The organism is Streptomyces sp. NPDC023723, assembly GCF_040639815.1.
Taxonomy (GTDB): domain Bacteria; phylum Actinomycetota; class Actinomycetes; order Streptomycetales; family Streptomycetaceae; genus Streptomyces.
Map to the genome: position 1 here is coordinate 124074 of NZ_JBFAAP010000007.1, position 19197 is coordinate 143270.

The window sequence follows — 19197 nt, forward strand, 5'->3', positions numbered from 1 at the left end:
ACGTGTTTCCGTACCGCCCCCGCGGTTCGGCCGGGGGCCTCAGAGCACCTTGGACAGGAACGCCTTCGTGCGTTCCTGCTGCGGGTCGGTCAGGACGTCGCGCGGGTTGCCCGACTCGACCACCACGCCGCCGTCCATGAAGACCAGGCTGTCGCCGACCTCGCGGGCGAAACCCATCTCGTGGGTGACGACGACCATCGTCATGCCGGACTCGGCCAGGTCGCGCATGACGTCCAGGACGTCGCCGACCAGTTCCGGGTCGAGCGCCGAGGTCGGCTCGTCGAACAGCATCAGCTTCGGGTCCATGGCCAGCGCCCGGGCGATCGCCACGCGCTGCTGCTGGCCGCCGGAGAGCTGGGAGGGGTAGCTGTTCGCCTTGTCGGCCAGGCCGACGCGGTCCAGCAGTTCGCCGGCGCGGTCCCGGGCCTGGGGCCGGGGCACGCCCTTGACCTGGACCGGGGCCTCCATGACGTTCTCCACGGCCGTCATGTGCGGGAACAGGTTGAAGCGCTGGAAGACCATGCCGATGTCCCGGCGCTTGCGGGCGACCTCGCTGTCCTTGAGCTCGTAGAGCTTGTCGCCCTTCTGCCGGTAGCCGACCAGCTCGCCGTCGACGTACAGACGCCCGGCGTTGATCTTCTCGAGGTGGTTGATACACCTCAGGAAGGTGGACTTGCCGGAGCCGGAGGGGCCGATGAGGCAGAAGACCTCGCCGGAGTCGACCTGGAGGTCGATGCCCTTGAGGACCTCCACCGGGCCGAAGGACTTGTGGACGCCCTCGGCCCGCACCATCGGGGCGGCCTGTGTCGTCTCCTGGGTCATGCCGGGACTCCCTTCGGGCGGCGGGCGGGGAGGACGGCGGACCGGAAGCGCTGGAGCGGGGTCGGGGGCAGCGCGCGGGTCGAACCCCGGGCGTAGTAGCGCTCGATGTAGTACTGGCCGACGCTCAGGACCGAGGTCATGATCAGGTACCAGGCGGCGGCGAGGAAGTACATCTCCACCGTGGAACCCGCGTTCTGGCCGATGTCCTGCGCCTCCTTGAACAGGTCGTAGTACTGCACCGCCGAGACGAGCGAGGTCGTCTTCAGCATGTTGATGACCTCGTTGCCGGTGGGCGGCACGATCACCCGCATCGCCTGCGGGATGACGATCCGGCGCAGGGTCCGGCCCTGGCTCATGCCGAGCGCGTGCGACGCCTCGGTCTGGCCCTCGTCGACCGAGAGCAGGCCGGCCCGGCAGATCTCGGCCATGTACGCGGCCTCGTTCAGGCCGAGGCCGAGCAGCGCCGTGAGCAGCGGCGTCATGAAGGACGACCAGTAGTCCTTGTAGATCGGGCCCAGGTTGATGTACTCGAAGACCAGGCCGAGGTTGAACCAGACGAAGAGCTGGACCAGGACCGGGGTGCCGCGGAAGAACCAGATGTAGAACCACGCGATGGACGAGGTCACCGGGTTCTTCGACAGACGCATCACCGCGAGCAGGATGCCGCCGACGATGCCGATGACCATCGACAGCACGGTGAGCAGGAGGGTGTTCCAGACGCCTTCGAGGATGCGGTCGTCGAAGAAGTAGTCGGGGACCGCGCCCCAGTTGATCTTGCCTTGGGCGAAGGCGTAGACGACGGAGCCCAGGAGGGCGAGGGCGACGACCGCGGACACGTACCGCCACGGGTGCCGGACCGGGATGGCCTTGACGGCCTCCGGCCGGGCGGGGGGAGTGGTGCCGGGGCCGTCGCCGTCCGTCTTGCTGACGTCAGCAGTCACGGGTGGAGCCTTTCAGTGCCGGGTCGGTACCGGGTCGGGCAGCCGGTCAGGAGCCGCCGTTGATCTTGGACTCGGTGATCGCGCCGTCCGCCACGCCCCACTTGTCGATGATCTTCTTGTACTCGCCGTTGTCGATGATGGCCTGGACGGCCGCCTGGAGCGCGTCCCGCAGTTCGGTGTTGTCCTTGGCCACGGCGATGCCGTACGGGCCGGCCTCGACCTGGTCGCCGACCAGCTCGAAGTACTTGCCGCCGCCGGAGTTCTTCACCGAGTACGCGGCGATCGGGAAGTCGGCGGAGACGACGTCCGCGCCCTTGGAACGCATCCGGGTCTCGGCCTCGGGGTTGGTGCCGAACGGCTCGATCTTCAGGGTCTTCTCGCCGTCCTCCGTACACTTCTTCGCCTGGTCCTTGGCGAGGTCGTGGGAGAACGTGTTGCGCTGCACGGCCATCGTCTTGCCGCACAGGTCGTCCCAGGTCTTGATCCCCTGGTCGTCGCCCTTGTTGGTGTAGAGCGAGACGCCCGCGGTGAAGTAGTCGACGAAGTCGACGCCGGTGCCGACCTTCTTGCCGGTGTCGGCGTCGACGCCCTCCTGGCGGTCCTTGGTGTCGGTCATCGCCGACATGGCGATGTCGTAGCGCTTGGACGCCAGGCCGCCGATCAGGGTGTCGAAGGTGGCGTTCTCGAACTCGAACGTCACGCCGAGCTGCTTGCCCATCGCCACCGCGAGGTCCGGGTCGATACCGACCGTCTTGCCGGAGTCGTCCTTGAACTCCACCGGTGCGTAGGCGATGTCGGAACCGACCTTTACGACACCCTTGTCGCGGATGGCCTGGGGGAGCTTGTCGGCCAGCGGGGCGCTGCTCGACGAGGCGGTCTCGTCGGAGTCCTTGTCCTTGGTCTGGTCGCCGCAGCCGGTGAGCAGCAGCGCGCCCGCGACCGCGATCGCGCCGACCGCGGCGGTGCGGGAGGACGCGGCGGTCGTGCGACGGGTGGAGCGTGCGGTCATGTGGGTTCCTCCGGCGGATGAGTGGAGCAGCCTGACTGGAGCAGCCGATGGGGCGGGGCGTCCGTCGGCGGGGCCGGCGGGCGCCGTGGGTCGACGGGTGCGCGCGGCGGTTGTCGACGGCGGTGCGCGAGGGGTGGCGTTGGCACACGTCTTTGAGTGTCGCCACCTCGTGCGATTACGGCATCTTGCCATTCGGACGCCGCTGTTCAGGGGACCTGCGATGTCAAAATCGGATAACGGGTACGGGCGCGAAGTGGAGCAGGTCGGTCAATCTCGGCCGAAGGTTTGCGGGAATCGGCGTGTGCGGGGTGGCTGGCCGCAAGATTTACGGCGCCGGGGGGTCGGCCGGAAGTTGTTCTCGGGGCCGGGGCGGGGCGGGGTGTGGGGTGTATCACCGGCATGTGGTGGCGGGTGTCCGGCATGCGGGCGGCCGGGGTGGCGTGCGGGTGCGTACGGAGTCGTGTGGGGGTGTGTACGGGGGCGGCGTACCGGGGCGGCGTGCGGGTGCGTACGGGATGTGGTGTGCGGGTGCGTACGGGGTGCGGGTGGGGTGCGGGTGGGGAGTGTGCGGGGAGCCGTGTGAGGTGTGCGGGGGTCGGTATGTGAGCTTGCGCCCATTGGACTCGTCGCGGGGGGTGTCCGTCCGGTAAGAAGGTTCTTTACACCCCTCATCCGGGGCTCAGGGCGCGTGTGCGGCGCGCTCGTCGCGTACAGGCCCGTACGTATCAGTGACCTGGGTCTTGCGCGGTCCCGCCCGCTCCTCACCAGGAGCGGACACACCCTCACTCATGAACTCTTAAGGGGTATTACGAAGTGGCAGCGGAGATCGTCAATCCTCGCAGCGACAGTGACTCTTCCGTCGACTCCCTCGACCTCGATCCCGCGTTCGCGTTGCATCGCGGCGGCAAAATGGCCGTGCAGGCCACGGTGCCGGTGCGGGACAAGGACGACCTGTCCTTGGCCTACACGCCCGGGGTCGCGAAAGTGTGCAGCGCGATCGCCGAGCGGCCGGAGCTGGTCGACGAGTACACGTGGAAGTCATCGGTCGTGGCCGTCGTGACGGACGGTACGGCGGTGCTCGGGCTCGGAGACATCGGGCCGCAGGCGTCCCTTCCGGTGATGGAGGGGAAGGCCATCCTGTTCAAGCAGTTCGGTGGCGTGGACGCGGTGCCGATCGCGCTGGACTGCACGGACGCGGACGAGATCGTCGAGACGGTGGTGCGGCTGGCGCCGTCGTTCGGCGGGGTCAACCTGGAGGACATCTCGGCGCCCCGGTGCTTCGAGATCGAGCGGAAGCTTCAGGAACGGCTGGACATTCCGGTCTTCCACGACGACCAGCACGGTACGGCGGTCGTCACGCTGGCGGCGCTGCGGAACGCCGCGCGGCTGAGCGGGCGGTCGATCGGGGAGCTGCGGGCGGTGATCTCGGGCGCGGGTGCGGCGGGGGTCGCCATCGCGAAGATGCTTGTCGAGGCCGGGATCGGGGATGTCGCGGTGGCCGACCGGAAGGGGGTCGTGTCGGCGGACCGGGACGATCTGACGCCGGTCAAGCGGGAGCTGGCCGAGTTCACGAACAAGGCTGGGCGGACGGGGTCGCTGGAGGCGGCGCTGGACGGGGCGGACGTCTTCATCGGAGTCTCCGGGGGTACGGTGCCGGAGGCCGCGGTGGCGTCGATGGCGCCGGGGGCGTTCGTGTTCGCGATGGCGAACCCGAATCCTGAGGTGCATCCGGAGGTCGCGCACAAGTACGCGGCGGTGGTCGCCACCGGGCGGTCGGACTTCCCGAACCAGATCAACAACGTGCTGGCGTTCCCGGGGATCTTCGCGGGGGCGTTGCAGGTGCGGGCCGCTCGGATCACCGAGGGGATGAAGCTGGCGGCGGCGGAGGCGCTGGCGTCCGTCGTGGGTGACGATCTCTCGGCGGACTATGTGATTCCGTCCCCGTTCGACGAGCGGGTCGCGCCGGCGGTGACGGCGGCGGTGGCCGCGGCGGCTCGGGCGGAGGGGGTCGCGCGTCGGTGACGATGCCGACATCGACGCCGTGTTCGGCGTGAAGGGTCCGTCCTTGGCTTTCCGGGGCGGGCCCTTCGCCGTATGCCTGCGGCGGCCTGTGCGGGTTTGGTGGGGGTGCGCGTAGCGCCTTCGGTTTGGTGGTGGGTCGGGGCCGGGGTGGGGGGTGTCCGTCCTCGGAACGGCGCGGAGTCGGTCTGCTACGGGGCTCACCCGGGTTGACGCGCCAACCGCTGCGGGCGGACACCCCCCACCCCGTCCCCTTGCCGCCGTACGCGAGTGCGGGGGCGGACCCCCGGCCCTCCCGCGCCCGTGCGTGTTGGCAAGAGGACGCGTGTCACAAGGGCGGTCGGTTCTCGTGGGGCGGTGGGGAATCTATCGTCGGGGGCATGTTCGCTGTCTACGCCGCCCGAATCGACCGTGATCAGCCGCTGAGTGGTCTGGAGTTGGGGGAGCGGCCGGCTCCCGAGGCCCGGTCCGGCTGGAGTGTCGTCGAGGTCAGGGCCGCTTCACTCAACCATCACGACCTGTGGTCCCTGCGCGGCGTCGGCCTCGCGGAGGACCGGCTGCCGATGATCCTGGGGTGCGATGCCGCCGGGGTCGACGAGGACGGCAACGAGGTCGTCCTGCATTCCGTCATCGGCCAGAGTGGTTATGGGGTGCGGGTGGGGGAGCCCCGGTCCATCCTGACCGAGCGCTACCAGGGGACCTTCGCGGAGAAGGTCGCGGTGCCGACTTGGAATCTGCTGCCCAAGCCCAAGGAGTTGTCGTTCGCCGAGGCGGCCTGTCTGCCGACGGCCTGGCTGACGGCGTACCGGATGCTGTTCACCAACGCGGGCGTGCGGCCCGGGGACTCGGTGCTGGTGCAGGGGGCCGGGGGCGGGGTCGCGACGGCCGCGATCGTGCTGGGCAAGGCCGCCGGGCTGCGGATGTTCGCCACCAGCAGGGACGAGGCCAAGCGGAAGCGGGCGGTGGAGCTGGGGGCCGTGGCGGCCTTCGAGCCGGGGGCGCGGCTGCCGCAGCGGGTGGATGCCGTGATCGAGACGGTGGGGGCCGCCACCTGGTCGCATTCGGTGAAGTCGTTGCGGCCCGGGGGGACGCTGGTCATCTCCGGGGCGACGAGTGGGGACCGGCCGGCGCACGCCGAGCTGACCCGGATCTTCTTCCTGGAGTTGAAGGTCGTGGGGTCCACGATGGGGACCAAGGACGAGTTGGAGGACCTGCTGGCGTTCTGCGCGGCCACCGGGGTGCGTCCCGTGATCGATGAGGTGCTGCCGTTGGACCGGGCGCGCGAGGGCTTCGAGCGGATGGCGTCGGGGGAGCGCTTCGGCAAGATCGTGCTGGGGGCCGGTGACTGACGGCGGGCGGCTGACGGCGGGTGGTTGGCGGCGGGTGGCTGACTGCCGACGGTTCGGGTGACGGGAGGGGAGGGGGAGGGGAGGGGTGAGAGGGCTGCCTCTCGCTCCCTCTCGCTCCTCTCGCGGTCAGGTTTTTGGTGTGTTGAGCAGGGCGGCGATGTGGGCTGCCGCCGTCGACAGGTGGCGGCGGGCGTCGCGGAACTGGTCCGTTGTGACGCCGTGGTCCCGGGCCGCGTCCCGGATGTCGTCCCGGAAGCGGTCCAGCAGGCGGTCCAGGTCGCGGGCCGGGTCGCCGGTGGTGTCGGTGGTGGTGTCGGAGGGGGTCTCGTGGGCCCAGGACGGTTCGTAGGCGGCGGGGAAGTCCTCGGGGGTGGGTGAGTACTCCGGGGGTGTCGTCGGGGGTGTTTTTGGGGGTGTCGGCGGGGAGTTGTCCGGGTGGGGGGTGGCGGGCTTTGTGAAGTCCTTGCCGAACTCGCCCACCTCCCTGGCCAGTTCGCTCAGACCCTCGCGCAGGCCGGTCGGCCAGTCGCCCCGGACGAAGTGGGTCTGTACCTGTTCCTGGACCCGGCGGGCGATGCGCTGTACTTCTTCCTGGGCCTGGGTCCGGGCCCACTCCTGGGCCTCCTTCGCCTGGCGGCGGGCCCGTTGGGCCTCCTCGCGGGCTCGGCGGCTCTCGTCCTTGGCGCGCCGGGCCTGCTCCTTCCACTCCTGCTTGACGCGGCGCAGCTCCTCCTTGGCGGTGCGCCACGCCTCGGCACTCTCGTAGTCGCCGGCGGCGGGCCCGTCGCCGGAGCCGCCCGGACCGGGGCTCCGGCGGGCCGCGGTGGCCGCCGCCGCCCGCATCTCGCGGCGCAGGTCGCCCGCGGCGCCCCGGACGTCGGCCCGGATCTCCGCGGCCAGTTGGGCGACCGACTCGCGGATCTCCAGCTCCAGGTCGGCCAGCTCGCCGCTGCGGTCGGCCAGTTCGGAGCGGCCGGCGTCCGTGATGGAGTAGACCTTGCGGCCGCCCTCGGTGGTGTGCGTGACCAGGCCCTCGGCCTCCAGTTTCGCCAGGCGCGGGTACACCGTGCCGGCCGACGGCGCGTACAGGCCCTGGAAGCGTTCTTCCAGGAGGCGGATGACCTCGTAGCCGTGCCGGGGGGCCTCGTCGAGCAGCTTCAGGAGGTAGAGGCGCAGACGGCCGTGGGCGAAGACGGAGGGCATGTCAGAGCACCTTCTTGTCGGTCGGGCCGGCGGTGGGGGCGTCGCCGGGGGTGTCCACCGGCTCCGGGTCCCACGGCTGTTCCTCCGCCGGCGGGCGGCGCAGCAGGGCGATCGAGCCGGAGACCGTCGTCGCCTTCAGGCGGCCGGTGCCCGCGCCGAGCCGGCCGGTGATCCGCTTGGCGCCCCACTGGCCGGTGACCCTGAGGTCCTCGAAGGCGCTGGAGACCGTGCCGCTCGCCGTGTTGGCCTCCACCCGCGCGTCGGCGGGCTGGGGCAGCCGGATGGCTATCTCGCCCGAGACGCTGGTCAGGTTGATGTCGGTGGGGCGGCTCGCCGGGTCGCAGTCGACGATCATCGAACCGTTCACCGAGTCGGCCCGCACGGAGGAGCCCGCCTCCACGACGGTCAGGTCGCCGGAGACCGAGTGGAAGCGGAGGTCTCCGGTGAGGGCCTGGGCATCCAGGTCGCCCGAGACGGTGTCCGCCCGCACCGGGCCCGCGAGGCCGACCAGGGTGGTGTCGCCGGTGACGCCCCGGACATCGGTGCGGCCGTCGACGCCGGAGACCACGGCGGTGGCGCCGACCACCCCCACCTCCACGCGGGTGCCCGCGGGGACGGCCAGGGAGACCACCGCGCTGCGGCACCGGCCCCTGCGGTCGAGCCACTTGAGGAAGCCCTTCCAGGGCAGGTCGTCGTAGGCCACCGTGAGGGTGCCGCCCACCTGGGTGACGGTCAGGGGGGCGCCCTCCATCGCGGTGACCTCCAGCCGGGCGGGGGCCTCCTCGGTGCCGACGACGTTGACCGTGCCGTCGACGATGCGTACGCGCAGTTCGTTCACCGGGGTGTCGAAGGTGAGCTTCTGCGGTTCCGTGACGGACCACTCGGGCATGGTGGGACCTCCTGTCGACACGCCATATCGTGTCTTCGCGTATTCACGATATGTCGTGCGGGGGGAAAGTCAACACACCCGATCGGGTGGCCGGGCGCCGGGCGCTACTCGTCGTCCTCGTCGTCCAGCCGGGCCAGCCAGGTCGCCAGGCGTTCCACCGGGACCTCGAAGTCCGGGTTCAGGTCGACGAACGTGCGCAGTTGTTCGGCGAGCCACTCGAAGGTGACCTCCTCCTCGCCGCGCCGCTTCGCCAGCTCCTCGATGCCGCGGTCGGTGAAGTACATGGGTGGTGCTCCGTCGGTCGGCGCAGGGGTAGGGAGCCTCCCGTGCGGGAAGGACCCTGTTCCTGCGGGAAAAAGAGGTGAGGTCTTTCCCGCCCGGTGTTCCGCCCGGTGCGGAACCGGACGGGGAGGACCGGAGAAGACAGGAAAAAGGATAGGCGCAGGGAGTGGCGCGCCCGGTGGGCCGCCGGAGCCCTCGCGCCGGCGGAACCCGGCGGTTGGCCGCGCAAGGCGGCCGGCGCCAGGGGGACGCGGGGGAACGGGGGACTTCCATGAGCCAGGAAGTGACGAGAGTCGCACGGATCGCCTTACCGGACGGGACCCCGGTGTGGGCCCGGATCTCGGGCGCGGCCGAGCTGTCCGGGCGGCCGGACGGGCTGGCGTACAGCGACACCGGGTTCGCCGAGCGGGTCGAGGCGAGCGTGGAGAGCCTGCACGCGCTGGTGACCGGGGTGGCGCGGTCGCTGGCCGAGCCGCTGCGCGCGGTGCGGCCCGACGAGGTCAGCGTGCAGTTCGGCATCGAGCTGACCGCCAAGGCCGGCAAGGTCGTCGGCCTGCTCGCCGACGGCGAGGCCAAGGCCGGCCTCACGGTCACCCTCACCTGGAACAGCGGACCGGCGGTGCCGTACGACCCGGGGCGGCCGGCGGCGGGCGCGGGGGGCGCGTCGTCCGGTACGGCCGCTGGCGCGCGCGACGGCGCGTCCCCCGGCGCTGCGGGGCACGACGGCACCGGGGGTGCCGCGGCCGGGAGCGGGACGTGACGGGCGGGCACGCCCCGGGCGCGTCGAGCGCCCTCGATGCCGCCCGGCGTGCGCTCAGTGGCCTCGTCATGGCGGCCACCGTGCGCATTCATCGGGCGGGGGCCGGGTATGCCCTGGACGAACCCGGCGGCTTTCTGGGAAGTGGCTTCTTCGTCGCTCCCAACTGGGTTCTGACCTGCGCGCACGTGGCATGCGAGGGGGAGGGGGGTGAAGTCGCCGTGGTCTACGAGCCGGCGCCGGGTCGCGGCAGGTCCGCGGTCCCCGGCCAGGTCGTGGCGACGCTGCCGGACGGCGCCGCCCCCGCGTCCGGCAACTGGCCGGCGCCGGACCTCGCGCTGATCCGGCTGAGCGAGCCCGTCGACCACGAGTGCGTGTACGTGTCCGAGCGCCCGGCGGCGTACTACGGCGACGGCAAGGTGCTCTACGCGGGCTGGACCGAGTACGGCGGACAGCTCCAGATGCTCTACGGCACGCTCAGCGTCGAGGGCACGATCGGCAGCTGGTCCGCGGACGTCCAGATGCGCCTCGGGGAGAACGACCTGCCGTACGGCGTCTCCGGCGGTCCGGTGATCGACCCGGTGCGCGGCGAGGTCATCGGCATCGTCAAGTCCCGGGCGCACCACGCGCGCGGCGGCACCTCCATCGGCCTGGAACAGCTGCGCACGCTGCCGGTGTCCGCCGAGCCGCTGGCGGCCGAGCACGACGACCTGTACCAGGCGGTGTTCCAGGCCCACGACCGCTACCACCGGGACCGGCAGCGCCACCCCGCCGCGCGCCGGCACACCTGGGTGGACGTGCAGAGCCAGCTCGGCGCCCGGCCCGGCCGCACGCTCAGCCCGGACGAGCGGGTCCAGTTGCTCGGCCGGCTCGCGGACCTCCCGCCGCCGGCCAGCACCCGTTCGCTGCTCGACATCCTGGAGTCGCTGCCGGACTTCGAGGCGCCCCTGCCGCTGCCCGCGCCGCGCGGCTGGCGCGACGGGCTGGGCGCGCTGTACGAGAGCGCCCGGGACGACGGCGCGCTCGACCTCGTCCTCGGCTACGCGGTCCGGGTCATCGGCGCCGAGCGGCCCTACGTGGCGCCCCGGACGCCGGCCGCCGAGGAGGCGCTGTGGGACTGGGTGCGGCGGGCCGGCGAGCGGCTCGGGGCCCGCCAGCGCCACGTCCTGGCCACGTACTGGTCCCAGGAGCGCCCGGCGCACCGCCCCGGCCCGCTCCGCCCGCGCCCGCGTCCCGCCCAGCCGGTCGTCCTGGTCGAACTGGAACAGCGGCACTGGGACCCGGAACGCTGCGACTGGTCGGTGACCGTCGCCCCGCTCGGCGCGGAGGCGCGCCGCCTCACCGGCGCCGAGGAAGTGCCGCTGGCCGAGCTCGCCGAGCGGCTGACGGCCCCCCTGGTCGAGGCGTTCCGCCAGTCCGACCGGCCGGGCCGGCCCGCCGTGCTCCAGGTCGCCGTGCCCTACCGGCTGCTCGGCCGGCTGGCGGTCGACGACTGGCGGCTGGGCCCGGACACCGAGCCGGTGGGCGCGCTGCGCCAGGTCGTGCTGCGCTGCAAGGACCGGGACCGGCTCGTCGAGGACGACCCGTTCGGCGACGACGACCCGTTCGGCGAGGGCGGCGCGAGCGGCGCGGGTGGAGAGAGCGGCGAGGGCGGTGCGGGCGGCGCGGGCGACTGGGCCGGGCCGGTGGCCGTCGACCCGTTCGAACTGGAGGAGGAGCGCCGCGCGCGCTGGCGCTGGCTGCACCGGCACCGGGCCGCCGTCGAGGTGCTCGACTGCGACGACGGGCTGCGCGGACCCGTGCCGCGGCTGGAGGAGCTGCGCGGTCTGTCGCACGCCACGGTGCCCGTGCTGTGCCAGTTCGGCGACGACCGCTACGAGGACGACGCGGCCGAGCTGGCCCGGATCGTGCGCGGCGGCTTCAGCGTCGCGCTGTGGCGCAGCCGGCGCGGTTCGCCCGAGGCGGTGTGCGGCGAGTTCCACCGCGGCACGTTCGACGAGATCGCCGGCCCGCCGAGCGCCCACCAACTGCCCGAGATCGTGCACGACCTGCGGCGCAAGCTCCGCGTCGGCCAGCCCGAGACCTTCTGGGCGGCCGGAATAGCCCTGTTGTACGACGATCCGCACCAGCCGCTGCCGGGCGCGGGCGACCTGCTGGAGGCTCCTTGACCGCGCCCGCCTCCGGAGCCGCGCCCCGGCCCCCCACCACGTCCGCGCCCCCGCCCGCCCCCGAGTCCGTCGGCCTTCTTACCAGGCCCCTTGAGGATCGATACCGTGAGGGGCGTTCGAACGCCCGCCCCTGTGGACGAGTGACGACGAGGACCGGATCATGACCGAATCCAGTGAGTGGCTCATCTACCGAGGCGCCGGGGAGCCCCACGGCGGCATCGATCGGCTGCCCGCTCCGCCGCCCTGGCGCGACTTCGCCGGCCGGGACGAGGTGACGGGCGCGGGCGACGGCTCCGAGGACCGCCGGCTCGGCGCCCACCGGCACATGGCCGAGCTGCACCGGCCGGGCGCCGAGGAGCTGGAGATGATCAACGCGGCGCTGTATCTGCGCCGCCCGCTGCTGGTCACCGGCAGTCCCGGCGCGGGCAAGAGCACGCTGGCCCACTCGGTGGCGTACGAACTCGGGCTGGGCAACGTGCTGCGCTGGTCCATCGTGAGCCGGTCCGGGCTCCAGGACGGGCTGTACCACTACGACGCCATCGCCCGGCTCCAGGACGTGCAGATCGCCGCCCAGGGGGGGTTCGGTTCGGCGGCCGGGTCGCCGGGGGCGGTGGAGGGCATCGGCAGCTACATCCGGCTCGGGCCGCTCGGTACCGCGCTGCTGCCCTCCGACACCCCGCGCGTCCTGCTCATCGACGAGCTGGACAAGAGCGACATCGACCTGCCCAACGACTTGCTGAACGTCCTGGAGGAGGGCGAGTTCGCCATCCCCGAGCTGGAGCGGATCGCCGACCGGCTGCCCGACGGGGAGGCCGAGGTGCTCACCGCGGACGGGGTGAAGGTCCGGGTGCGTGACGGCCGGGTGCGCTGCCGCGCCTTCCCGTTCGTCGTGCTCACCAGCAACGGCGAGCGCGACTTCCCGCCGCCCCTGATGCGCCGCTGCATCCACCTGGAGCTGGGCCGCCCCGACCACAAACGGCTGGCCACCTTCGTCCGGGCCCACCTGGGCGACGAGGCGGCGCGCGCCGGCGACGACCTGATCACCCGGTTCCTGGAGCGGTCCCGCAGCGAACTGCTGGCGGCCGACCAGTTGCTGAACGCCATCTACCTCACCGACGCCGCGGCCGCGCCGAGCCGGGACCGCCTCGCCGACCTGCTCGTCCAGCGGCTCGACCGCCCGAGGTGACGCGCTGATGCCCGACGCAGCGGCCCGTCACGGTCCCGGACGCCCCGGCCCGCCCGGCGCCGACCCCTTCGCCGAACTCGTCCGCACGCTGCGGGAGGCCGGCCTCGACCCCGACGCCGAGCAGCTCTGCGACGCCCTGTGGCTGGCCGGCTGGGCCCGCCGGGCCGACCCCGGGGACGTGCCGGACCCGCGGGCCGGCCGGCCGACGCCCCCGCAGCTCCCGGCGCGGACCCGGCCCGCGGACGCGCGACCGGACGACCCGGCCCGCACCGCCGCGCCCGAGGAACCGCCGTACGCCGACCCGGCCGACCGGCGGGTGGCCCTGTACCCGGTGCCGCGCGCCGGGGCACCGGGCGGCGCCGGCCGGGCCCGCGCGCTGCCGGTGGGGGTGCCCGCCGCCCCCGTACTGCCCTCCCCGCTCGAACTCCAGCGCGCCTTACGTCCGTTGCAGGCGTACCGCAGCCCCGCCCCGCCCCGGCGCACCGAGCTGGACGAGGTCGCCACGGCCGAGCGCAGCGCCCAGGCGGGCGGGCTGATCCTGCCCGTGCACCGCTCGGTGACCCGGCGCGACGCCCGGCTGCACCTGGTCCTCGACGCCTCCTCCTCGATGCGGGTGTGGGACCGGCTGTTCGACGAACTGGAGAAGATATTCGGCCAGTTGGGCGCCTTCTCGGACATCGAGGTCAGCTATCTGCACCAGGGCCCGGACGGCGGCGCGGCGGTCAGCCGCGGCCCCGACGCGCACACCGCGCCGCTGCACTCCGCGGACCGGCTCAGCGACCCGACCGGCCGCCGGATCGTGCTGTTCGTCAGCGACTGCGCCGGCCCGCTGTGGCACAGCGGGCACGCCCACCGGCTGCTCCACCAGCTCTCCCGGCAGGGCCCGGTGGCCGTCCTCCAGCCGCTGCCGCAGCGCATGTGGAACCGCACCCGGCTGCCCGTCACCTTCGGCGAACTGTCGCGCGGCGACACCCTGAGCGGCGCCGCCGCCCTGCGGGTGCGCGTCCCCGGCGGCCGGCCCGCCGCGGCCCGCAAGGGCGCGCTGCCGGTGCCGGTGCTGCCGCCCGAGCCGGTCGCCCTCGGCGCCTGGGCCCGGCTGCTGTCCGGGGCCGGCGCGGGCCCGGTGCCGGGCGCCGTGGGCTGGGTACGGGCCGGCCAGCCGGCCGCCCCGGCGCCGCGCGCCGACCGGCAGCGGACGCCGTACCAGCGGGTCAGCCGGTTCAGTTCGGTCGCCTCCCCGGCCGCCGGGCGGCTCGCCGTGTACCTCGCGGCGGCCCCGCTGTGCCTGCCGGTGATGCAGCTCGTGCAGCGCACCATGCTGCCCGACTCCGGCCCCTCCGAACTGGCCGAGGTACTGGTCAGCGGCCTGGTCACCCGGGCCGGCGCGGAGTACGGCCCGGACGGCACCCAGTGGTACGAGATCGAACCGGACGTCCGCGAGGCCCTGCTGTCCCGGCTCGGCCGCGACGAGGCCATGCTCGTCCTCAAGCACTGCTCGGAGTACATCGAGCAGCGCTTCGGCAAGGGCGGACCCAACTTCCCGGCCCTCGCCCTGGCCCAGCTCGGCGACGGCGGCGGCAGCGGGGGCGGTGGCGGCGGGGGCGCGGGCGGTACCCAGGGCCGCGGCGTGCGCTACGCCGGCGGGCCCGCCGAGAACGGCGACAACGGCGACCACGGCGAGGACGACCGGGTCCCGCAGCCCTTCGCGGAGATCGCCGCCCGGGTGCTGGAGCGGTTCATGCCGCTGCCCGAGCAGTTCGCCCGGTACGAGGGCCGGCCGGCCGGCCCCGGCGGCACCGCGCCGCCCGCCGCCCGGCCCCCGCACCAGGCCGTCACCCGGGCCCGCGACCTGCTGGTCCGGTTCGACGACGAGGGCATGGTGCAGGACCTCATCGACGCGGTGCAGCTGCTGCGCGGCGCCACCGAGCACGACGGCCCGGCCGGCGCCGACCCCGCGCTGTGGGCGGAGTACGCGCGCTGCACGCTCCGGCTGTGGGAGGTGCAGGGCGGCGACGCGCTGCTGGGCGAGGCCGAACAGGCCGCCGAACGCGCCGCCGCGCACCCGCACGCCCTGCGCGAACGCGCCGTCCTCGCGCGGGTGCTGCACGCCGCCGCCACCGACGCCCGGCGGCGCGGCGACCGGACCGGCGCCCAGGAACTGCTGCGCCGCGCCGACCGCGAGTACGCCGTGGCCTGCGCCGCCCCCGGCCTGGACGAGCGGGAGGCGCTGCGGCTCACCCTGGAACGGGTCGGCGCCCTGGAGAGCCAGTACCTGCTCGGCAAGGACAGCGCCCTGCTCCAGGGCGCGGTCGGCATGCTGGAGGCGTTCGCCGACGCCTGGCCCGACCGGCGCGACCGCCCGGCCGAACTGCCGCTCGCCCACGGCCGGGTGCTGCTGCGGCTGTCGGAGGTGACGCCCGACCCGGCGCAGCGCCGGCTCTACGCGGAGCAGGCGGCGCGCTCGCTGGGCCAGGCACTGGAGAGCGGCCCGCCCGCCGACGCCGCAGAGCCGGTGCGGGCCCGGGTGCGGACCCTGACCGACCTGGTGGACGCGCTGCTGGGGTCGGGCGGCTCGCTGGACGCGGCCCGCGCCCGCGTCGACGAGGCGCTCGGCCTGGTACGGGAGCAGGCGCAGCGGGCCGCGCTGCTGGTACGGGCCGGGCGGATCGCCGGGGCCCGGTACGCCGACTCGGGGGAGCCGGCCGAACTGCACCACGCGGCGGACTGGTTCGCGCAGGCCGCGCAGTGGATGCCGCGGGACGCGCCGGCGCACGCCGACGTGCTCGCCGAGTGGGGCGAGGTACTGCTGCGGCTGGCGGCCCTGGAGAGCGGCCCGCGGTCCCGGGAACAACTGTCCCGGGCGATCCGGGTACTGCGGGACTGCCGGATGGAGACCCCGGCGGGCAGCGCGCGGGCGGCCCACCGGCTGCTGCTCCTCGGCCGGGCGCTGATGCGCCGCTACCAGGTGCGCGGCGACCGGGTGGACCTGCGGGAGGCCGAGCACCTGCTCGGGCTCGCGGCGGCGGACGCGGCCGATCCGCTGCTGGCGGCGCGCTGCCGGCTGGAGCTGGGGCAGGCCCAGTTCGAGGCGTACCAGAACCTGGGCCGGGCGGCCCGGCTGGACGTGGCGGCCGACGTCTTCCGGGCCGCCGCCGAGTCCGCCGCCCGCGCGGAGGAGGCGGCCGAAACGGAACGCCGCCGGCAGGAGGCCGTGGAACTGGCCGCGCAGGCACACCACTGGCGGGGTATGTCCTTCGAGGCGGCCGCACGGCCGCGCGCCGCGCGGGACGCCTACCGGGCGGCCCGCGCGCGCTGGGCCCGGCTGCCGCAGGACCGGCTGGGCACGGGCGAACCGACGGCCCGGCAGACCGCGCAGCGGCTGGCCGAACTGGAGTGACGCGCCGGCCGGCGCACGGGCCGGGGCGCATCGAGGGAGAGGAACGGGGACATGGGCGCAGGGTACGAGTCCGGCGGCGGCGAGCCGCTGCCCGACCTGCTGACACTGGATCTGGCGGAGCTGGGCACGGTCGACCATCCGGTGCTGCGGGAGGTACTCCGGGAACTGCGGGCCCGGGCCGCGGAGCCCAGCGACATGATGTGGGGGTTCGACAACTCGTTCTGATCCGGGACGACTCGTTCCGTTCTGATTCGGGACGACTCGTTCCGATCAGGCCAACTTCGAGCGGCCCGGGTTTCGGGCGGGTGCCGCGCCGGGCATTTGGCTTCATACGGCAACGGCCGTGACGGCGCGGGGGCGTACGGCCTGGGGGTGGGCGCACAGTGACCGAACAGCCCGTCCCCTTCCGCCAGTTCATCATCAAGACGCACGGCCGCTGCAACCTCGCCTGCACGTACTGCTACCTGTACGAAGGCCCCGACCACGGCTGGCGCACCCGCCCCGCCGCCGCCTCCGCCGACGTCCTGGACCGCACCGCCGCGCGCATCGCCGAACACGCCCGCGCGCACGCCCTCGGCGACCTCGCCCTGGTGCTGCACGGCGGCGAACCGCTGCTGTCCGGCGCCGGCCCGCTCGCCCGCTTCACCGATCGGGTGCGGGCGCGCGTGCCCGCCGGATGCGCCGTGCACGCCGTCGTGCAGACCAACGGCACGCTGCTGACCGCGGCCCGGCTCGGCGTGCTGGCCGGCGCCGGCATCCGGGTCGGCATCAGCCTCGACGGCGGCACCGCCGCGCACAACCGGCGGCGCGTCGACCACGCGGGGCGCCCGTCCTGGCCGGCGGCGGCCCGCGGCGCCCGGCTGGTCGCCGACCGGTTCCCGGCGTCGTACGCGGGCGTCCTGACCGTCGTCGACCCGGCCCTCGACCCGGTCGAGACGTACGAGTCGCTGCTCGCCCTGCGGCCGCCCGCGCTCGACCTGCTGCTGCCGCACGGGAACTGGTCCGCCCCGCCGCCGGGACGCACCGGCGTCCGCTACGGCGACTGGCTGTGCGCCGTCTTCGACCGCTGGTGGGCGGCCGGGCGGCGGGAGGTGCGGGTGCGGCTCTTCGAGGAGTGCGTGGCGCTGCTGCTGGGCCTGCCGGCGGCCGGCGAGGCGCTGGGGCTCGCGCCGTTCGACGCGGTGGTGGTGGAGACCGACGGGTCGATCGAGCAGGTCGACTCCCTCAAGTCGGCCTACCCGGGCGCCGCGGAGACCGGCCTCGACGTGTTCCGGCACACCTTCGACGAGGCCCTGCGGCACCCCGGTGTGGCCGCCCGGCAGGCGGGCGCGGCGGCCCTCGCCGGGCAGTGCCGGGCCTGTCCGCTGCTGCGGGTCTGCGGCGGCGGCCACTACGCCCACCGCTACCGGGCCGGACACGGCTTCCGGAACCCGTCCGTGTACTGCGCCGACCTGGAGCGCTTCATCCGGCACGTGGCCGAGCGGCTGCGGCTGGCCGGCGGCGCGGCGCCCGCCCCGTCCCCGTTGCGCGAAGGGAGCGCTCCGTGATGTTCCCGACGGTCCCGGACCAGATCCTGGCCGAACTCGCCCGCACCGAGGGCGGCCCCGACGCCCTCGGCCTCCTCGTACGCGACCAGGACCTCCGGCGGCTGCTGATGCTGCGCGCCGTGCTGGACGCGGCCCAGGGGGCCGACCGGGCGGTGTGCGACGCGGGACGGAAGGCCCGGTTGCGGGAGGACTGGGCGATGTTGGCGGAGGCGGACGCGGGGGCGGGGGTGAACGCGGTTGCCGGGGCGGACGCGGGTGCGAGGGTGGCGTCGCCGGCGGCAGTGGACGCGACGTCGGCGGTGGACGCGGGCACCGCGGTGGGTCGCGTCACCCTCGTGTCCGCGTCCACCCCTCTTGCCACTCCCCCTCTCGCCACTCCCCCTTTTGCCACTCCCCCTCTCGCCACTCCCCCTGCCACCCCCGCCCGAGCCCGCCTCCTCCACCCTCTCACCGGCCCCTGGGCCCGCTCCTGCCTGCGCGGCCTGGACGGCGGTGGGCGGCCCGGCACACCGGACGAGGGCCGGACCCTGCGCCGCGACCTCGCCCACTTCAGCGCGGTCGCCGCGGTCGCCGCCGCCCAGGCGGGCATCGCGTTCGCCACCCGGCTGACCGCCCGGGCCGGCGTCCTCACCCTCCCGTCCCTCGGCGCCCTGCACACGGCGGCCGCCGGCGACGTACCGGTCGACGTCCGACACCGGGACGGCGTGCTGACCATCCGGCAGCCGGACGTGCCCGACGTCCGGGTCCACCTGGAGAACGGCAGCGGCGCCTGGTCCGGCGCGCCCGCGTGGACGCCGGCGCACGTGCTCCCCGGACTGCTCCCCAGCGCGCCGCCCATGCCCCTCGACGACCTCGACCCGTACCGCGAGGCCCCCTACAGCACCCACCGGGGCAGCCTCAGCGGCGCCGCCACCCTGGACGACGCGGAACGCAAACGCTGGCTCCAGGTGTGGAACGGCACCGCCGTCGCCCTGCGGTCCGGCGGCGCCCACCGGCTCACCGAGACCACGGCCCTGCTGCGCTGCCTGGTCCCGCTGGAGATGCCGCCCGACATCGGCACCGGCCGGGGCAGTTGCAGCGCCACCCGCCGCGAGGCGTTCGGCGCGCTGCTCAGCAGTACGCCGCCCGACCCGGTGACCTTCGCCGCGACCCTGGTGCACGAACTCCAGCACGCCAAACTCGCCGCCCTCACCGACCTGGTGACCCTGCACCGGGCCGGCCCCGAGGCCCGCTACTTCGCCCCCTGGCGACCCGACCCGCGCCCCTACGACGGCCTGCTCCAGGGCACCTACTCGCACCTGGCGATGGCCGCGTACTACCAGCGCCGGGCCCTGCTCACCCGCCCGCCGGAACGCGACTGGGCCTGGTCCCAGCACGCCCGCTACCGCGCCCAGGTCGGCGCCGCGCTGCCCGCGCTGGTCGGCTCGCCGGACCTCACCGGGCCCGGCCGCCGGTTCGTCGACGAGATGGCCGCCGGCTACCAGCGGATGGCCGACCATCCGGCGCCCCGGGACCACACGGCCCGTGCGCGGGCGTACATGAGGTCGGCGCGCGCCCTGTGGATTCAGCGGCACGCTTCCGCACTCCCGGGGCCGAATGAGTGAGGATGCCTGCGCGCGCCGCCCGGG

Annotated in this window: 15 protein-coding genes; 9 read left to right on the forward strand and 6 right to left on the reverse strand. The window is 74.1% G+C overall.

The features are described 5' to 3' along the window. Positions 1-39: 39 nt before the first annotated feature. From AB0G32_RS11140 to AB0G32_RS11150, 3 genes are read right to left on the reverse strand one after another with little or no spacing between them, the layout of a single operon-like run. Positions 40-822 carry an amino acid ABC transporter ATP-binding protein gene (locus AB0G32_RS11140; RefSeq protein ID WP_361161404.1) on the reverse strand — a complete coding sequence of 261 codons (783 nt, stop codon included), beginning with the start codon at positions 820-822 and terminating at the stop codon, positions 40-42. Further along, positions 819-1763 carry an amino acid ABC transporter permease gene (locus AB0G32_RS11145; RefSeq protein WP_361161406.1) on the reverse strand — a complete coding sequence of 315 codons (945 nt, stop codon included), beginning with the start codon at positions 1761-1763 and terminating at the stop codon, positions 819-821. The genes AB0G32_RS11140 and AB0G32_RS11145 overlap by 4 nt, the downstream gene beginning before the upstream one ends. Positions 1764-1809: 46 nt before the next feature. Continuing rightward, positions 1810-2772, reverse strand: coding sequence for an ABC transporter substrate-binding protein (locus AB0G32_RS11150; protein ID WP_361161408.1), 963 nt, complete (start codon positions 2770-2772; stop codon positions 1810-1812). 813 nt (positions 2773-3585) lie between these two features. On the opposite strand from AB0G32_RS11150, the gene AB0G32_RS11155 reads away from it, so the two are divergent. Together AB0G32_RS11155 and AB0G32_RS11160 are read left to right on the forward strand one after the other, a co-directional pair. Beyond that, positions 3586-4794 (forward strand): NADP-dependent malic enzyme, encoded by a 1209-nt coding sequence (locus AB0G32_RS11155; RefSeq protein WP_361161410.1) that lies wholly within the window; start codon positions 3586-3588, stop codon positions 4792-4794. Between the two features lie 377 nt (positions 4795-5171). Further along, the gene (locus AB0G32_RS11160) at positions 5172-6140 is read left to right on the forward strand and encodes a zinc-binding dehydrogenase (RefSeq protein WP_361161412.1); all 969 of its coding nucleotides are present in this window, start codon (positions 5172-5174) and stop codon (positions 6138-6140) included. A gap of 126 nt (positions 6141-6266) precedes the next feature. Here AB0G32_RS11160 and AB0G32_RS11165 read toward each other — a convergent pair whose 3' ends face one another. From AB0G32_RS11165 to AB0G32_RS11175, 3 genes are all read right to left on the reverse strand, one after another. Beyond that, on the reverse strand, positions 6267-7343 hold the full coding sequence (locus AB0G32_RS11165) for a helix-turn-helix transcriptional regulator (protein ID WP_361161414.1): 1077 nt from the start codon (positions 7341-7343) through the stop codon (positions 6267-6269). A 1-nt stretch (position 7344) separates the two neighbouring features. After that, a complete protein-coding gene (locus AB0G32_RS11170; RefSeq protein WP_361161416.1) occupies positions 7345-8232 on the reverse strand; it encodes a hypothetical protein in 888 nt (295 codons plus the stop codon). Between the two features lie 104 nt (positions 8233-8336). Then, positions 8337-8516, reverse strand: a complete 180-nt coding sequence (locus AB0G32_RS11175) for a DUF6104 family protein (protein ID WP_147993681.1) — start codon at positions 8514-8516, stop codon at positions 8337-8339. Positions 8517-8785: 269 nt separating this feature from the next. On the opposite strand from AB0G32_RS11175, the gene AB0G32_RS11180 reads away from it, so the two are divergent. From AB0G32_RS11180 to AB0G32_RS11210, 7 genes are all read left to right on the forward strand, one after another. Further along, positions 8786-9274, forward strand: a complete 489-nt coding sequence (locus AB0G32_RS11180; RefSeq protein ID WP_361161418.1) for a CU044_2847 family protein — start codon at positions 8786-8788, stop codon at positions 9272-9274. Between the two features lie 68 nt (positions 9275-9342). After that, positions 9343-11439, forward strand: a complete 2097-nt coding sequence (locus AB0G32_RS11185) for a trypsin-like peptidase domain-containing protein (RefSeq protein ID WP_361161598.1) — start codon at positions 9343-9345, stop codon at positions 11437-11439. Between the two features lie 160 nt (positions 11440-11599). Next, positions 11600-12625 carry a MoxR family ATPase gene (locus tag AB0G32_RS11190; RefSeq protein ID WP_361161420.1) on the forward strand — a complete coding sequence of 342 codons (1026 nt, stop codon included), beginning with the start codon at positions 11600-11602 and terminating at the stop codon, positions 12623-12625. Positions 12626-12632: 7 nt separating this feature from the next. Continuing rightward, complete coding sequence (locus tag AB0G32_RS11195; RefSeq protein WP_361161422.1) at positions 12633-16022, forward strand: SAV_2336 N-terminal domain-related protein; 3390 nt, start codon at positions 12633-12635, stop codon at positions 16020-16022. 51 nt (positions 16023-16073) lie between these two features. Further along, positions 16074-16247: an FxSxx-COOH cyclophane-containing RiPP peptide gene (gene fxsA, locus AB0G32_RS11200; RefSeq protein WP_361161424.1), complete on the forward strand. Its 174-nt coding sequence runs from the start codon at positions 16074-16076 to the stop codon at positions 16245-16247. A 158-nt stretch (positions 16248-16405) separates the two neighbouring features. Continuing rightward, positions 16406-17569, forward strand: a complete 1164-nt coding sequence (locus AB0G32_RS11205; protein ID WP_361161426.1) for an FxsB family cyclophane-forming radical SAM/SPASM peptide maturase — start codon at positions 16406-16408, stop codon at positions 17567-17569. Next, positions 17569-19173: an HEXXH motif-containing putative peptide modification protein gene (locus AB0G32_RS11210; protein WP_361161600.1), complete on the forward strand. Its 1605-nt coding sequence runs from the start codon at positions 17569-17571 to the stop codon at positions 19171-19173. Before AB0G32_RS11205 ends, AB0G32_RS11210 begins: the two co-directional genes overlap by 1 nt. Positions 19174-19197: the final 24 nt, after the last annotated feature.

Bases quoted from the DNA above. Each gene is read 5' to 3' on its own strand.
- AB0G32_RS11140 (WP_361161404.1), bottom strand. From the start codon at position 822: ATGACCCAGGAGACGACACAGGCCGCCCCGATGGTGCGGGCCGAGGGC.
- AB0G32_RS11150 (WP_361161408.1), bottom strand. From the start codon at position 2,772: ATGACCGCACGCTCCACCCGTCGCACGACCGCCGCGTCCTCCCGCACC.
- AB0G32_RS11160 (WP_361161412.1), top strand. From the start codon at position 5,172: ATGTTCGCTGTCTACGCCGCCCGAATCGACCGTGATCAGCCGCTGAGT.
- AB0G32_RS11165 (WP_361161414.1), bottom strand. From the start codon at position 7,343: ATGCCCTCCGTCTTCGCCCACGGCCGTCTGCGCCTCTACCTCCTGAAG.
- AB0G32_RS11170 (WP_361161416.1), bottom strand. From the start codon at position 8,232: ATGCCCGAGTGGTCCGTCACGGAACCGCAGAAGCTCACCTTCGACACC.
- AB0G32_RS11175 (WP_147993681.1), bottom strand. From the start codon at position 8,516: ATGTACTTCACCGACCGCGGCATCGAGGAGCTGGCGAAGCGGCGCGGC.
- AB0G32_RS11180 (WP_361161418.1), top strand. From the start codon at position 8,786: ATGAGCCAGGAAGTGACGAGAGTCGCACGGATCGCCTTACCGGACGGG.
- AB0G32_RS11185 (WP_361161598.1), top strand. From the start codon at position 9,343: ATGGCGGCCACCGTGCGCATTCATCGGGCGGGGGCCGGGTATGCCCTG.
- AB0G32_RS11190 (WP_361161420.1), top strand. From the start codon at position 11,600: ATGACCGAATCCAGTGAGTGGCTCATCTACCGAGGCGCCGGGGAGCCC.
- AB0G32_RS11195 (WP_361161422.1), top strand. From the start codon at position 12,633: ATGCCCGACGCAGCGGCCCGTCACGGTCCCGGACGCCCCGGCCCGCCC.
- fxsA (WP_361161424.1), top strand. From the start codon at position 16,074: ATGGGCGCAGGGTACGAGTCCGGCGGCGGCGAGCCGCTGCCCGACCTG.
- AB0G32_RS11210 (WP_361161600.1), top strand. From the start codon at position 17,569: ATGTTCCCGACGGTCCCGGACCAGATCCTGGCCGAACTCGCCCGCACC.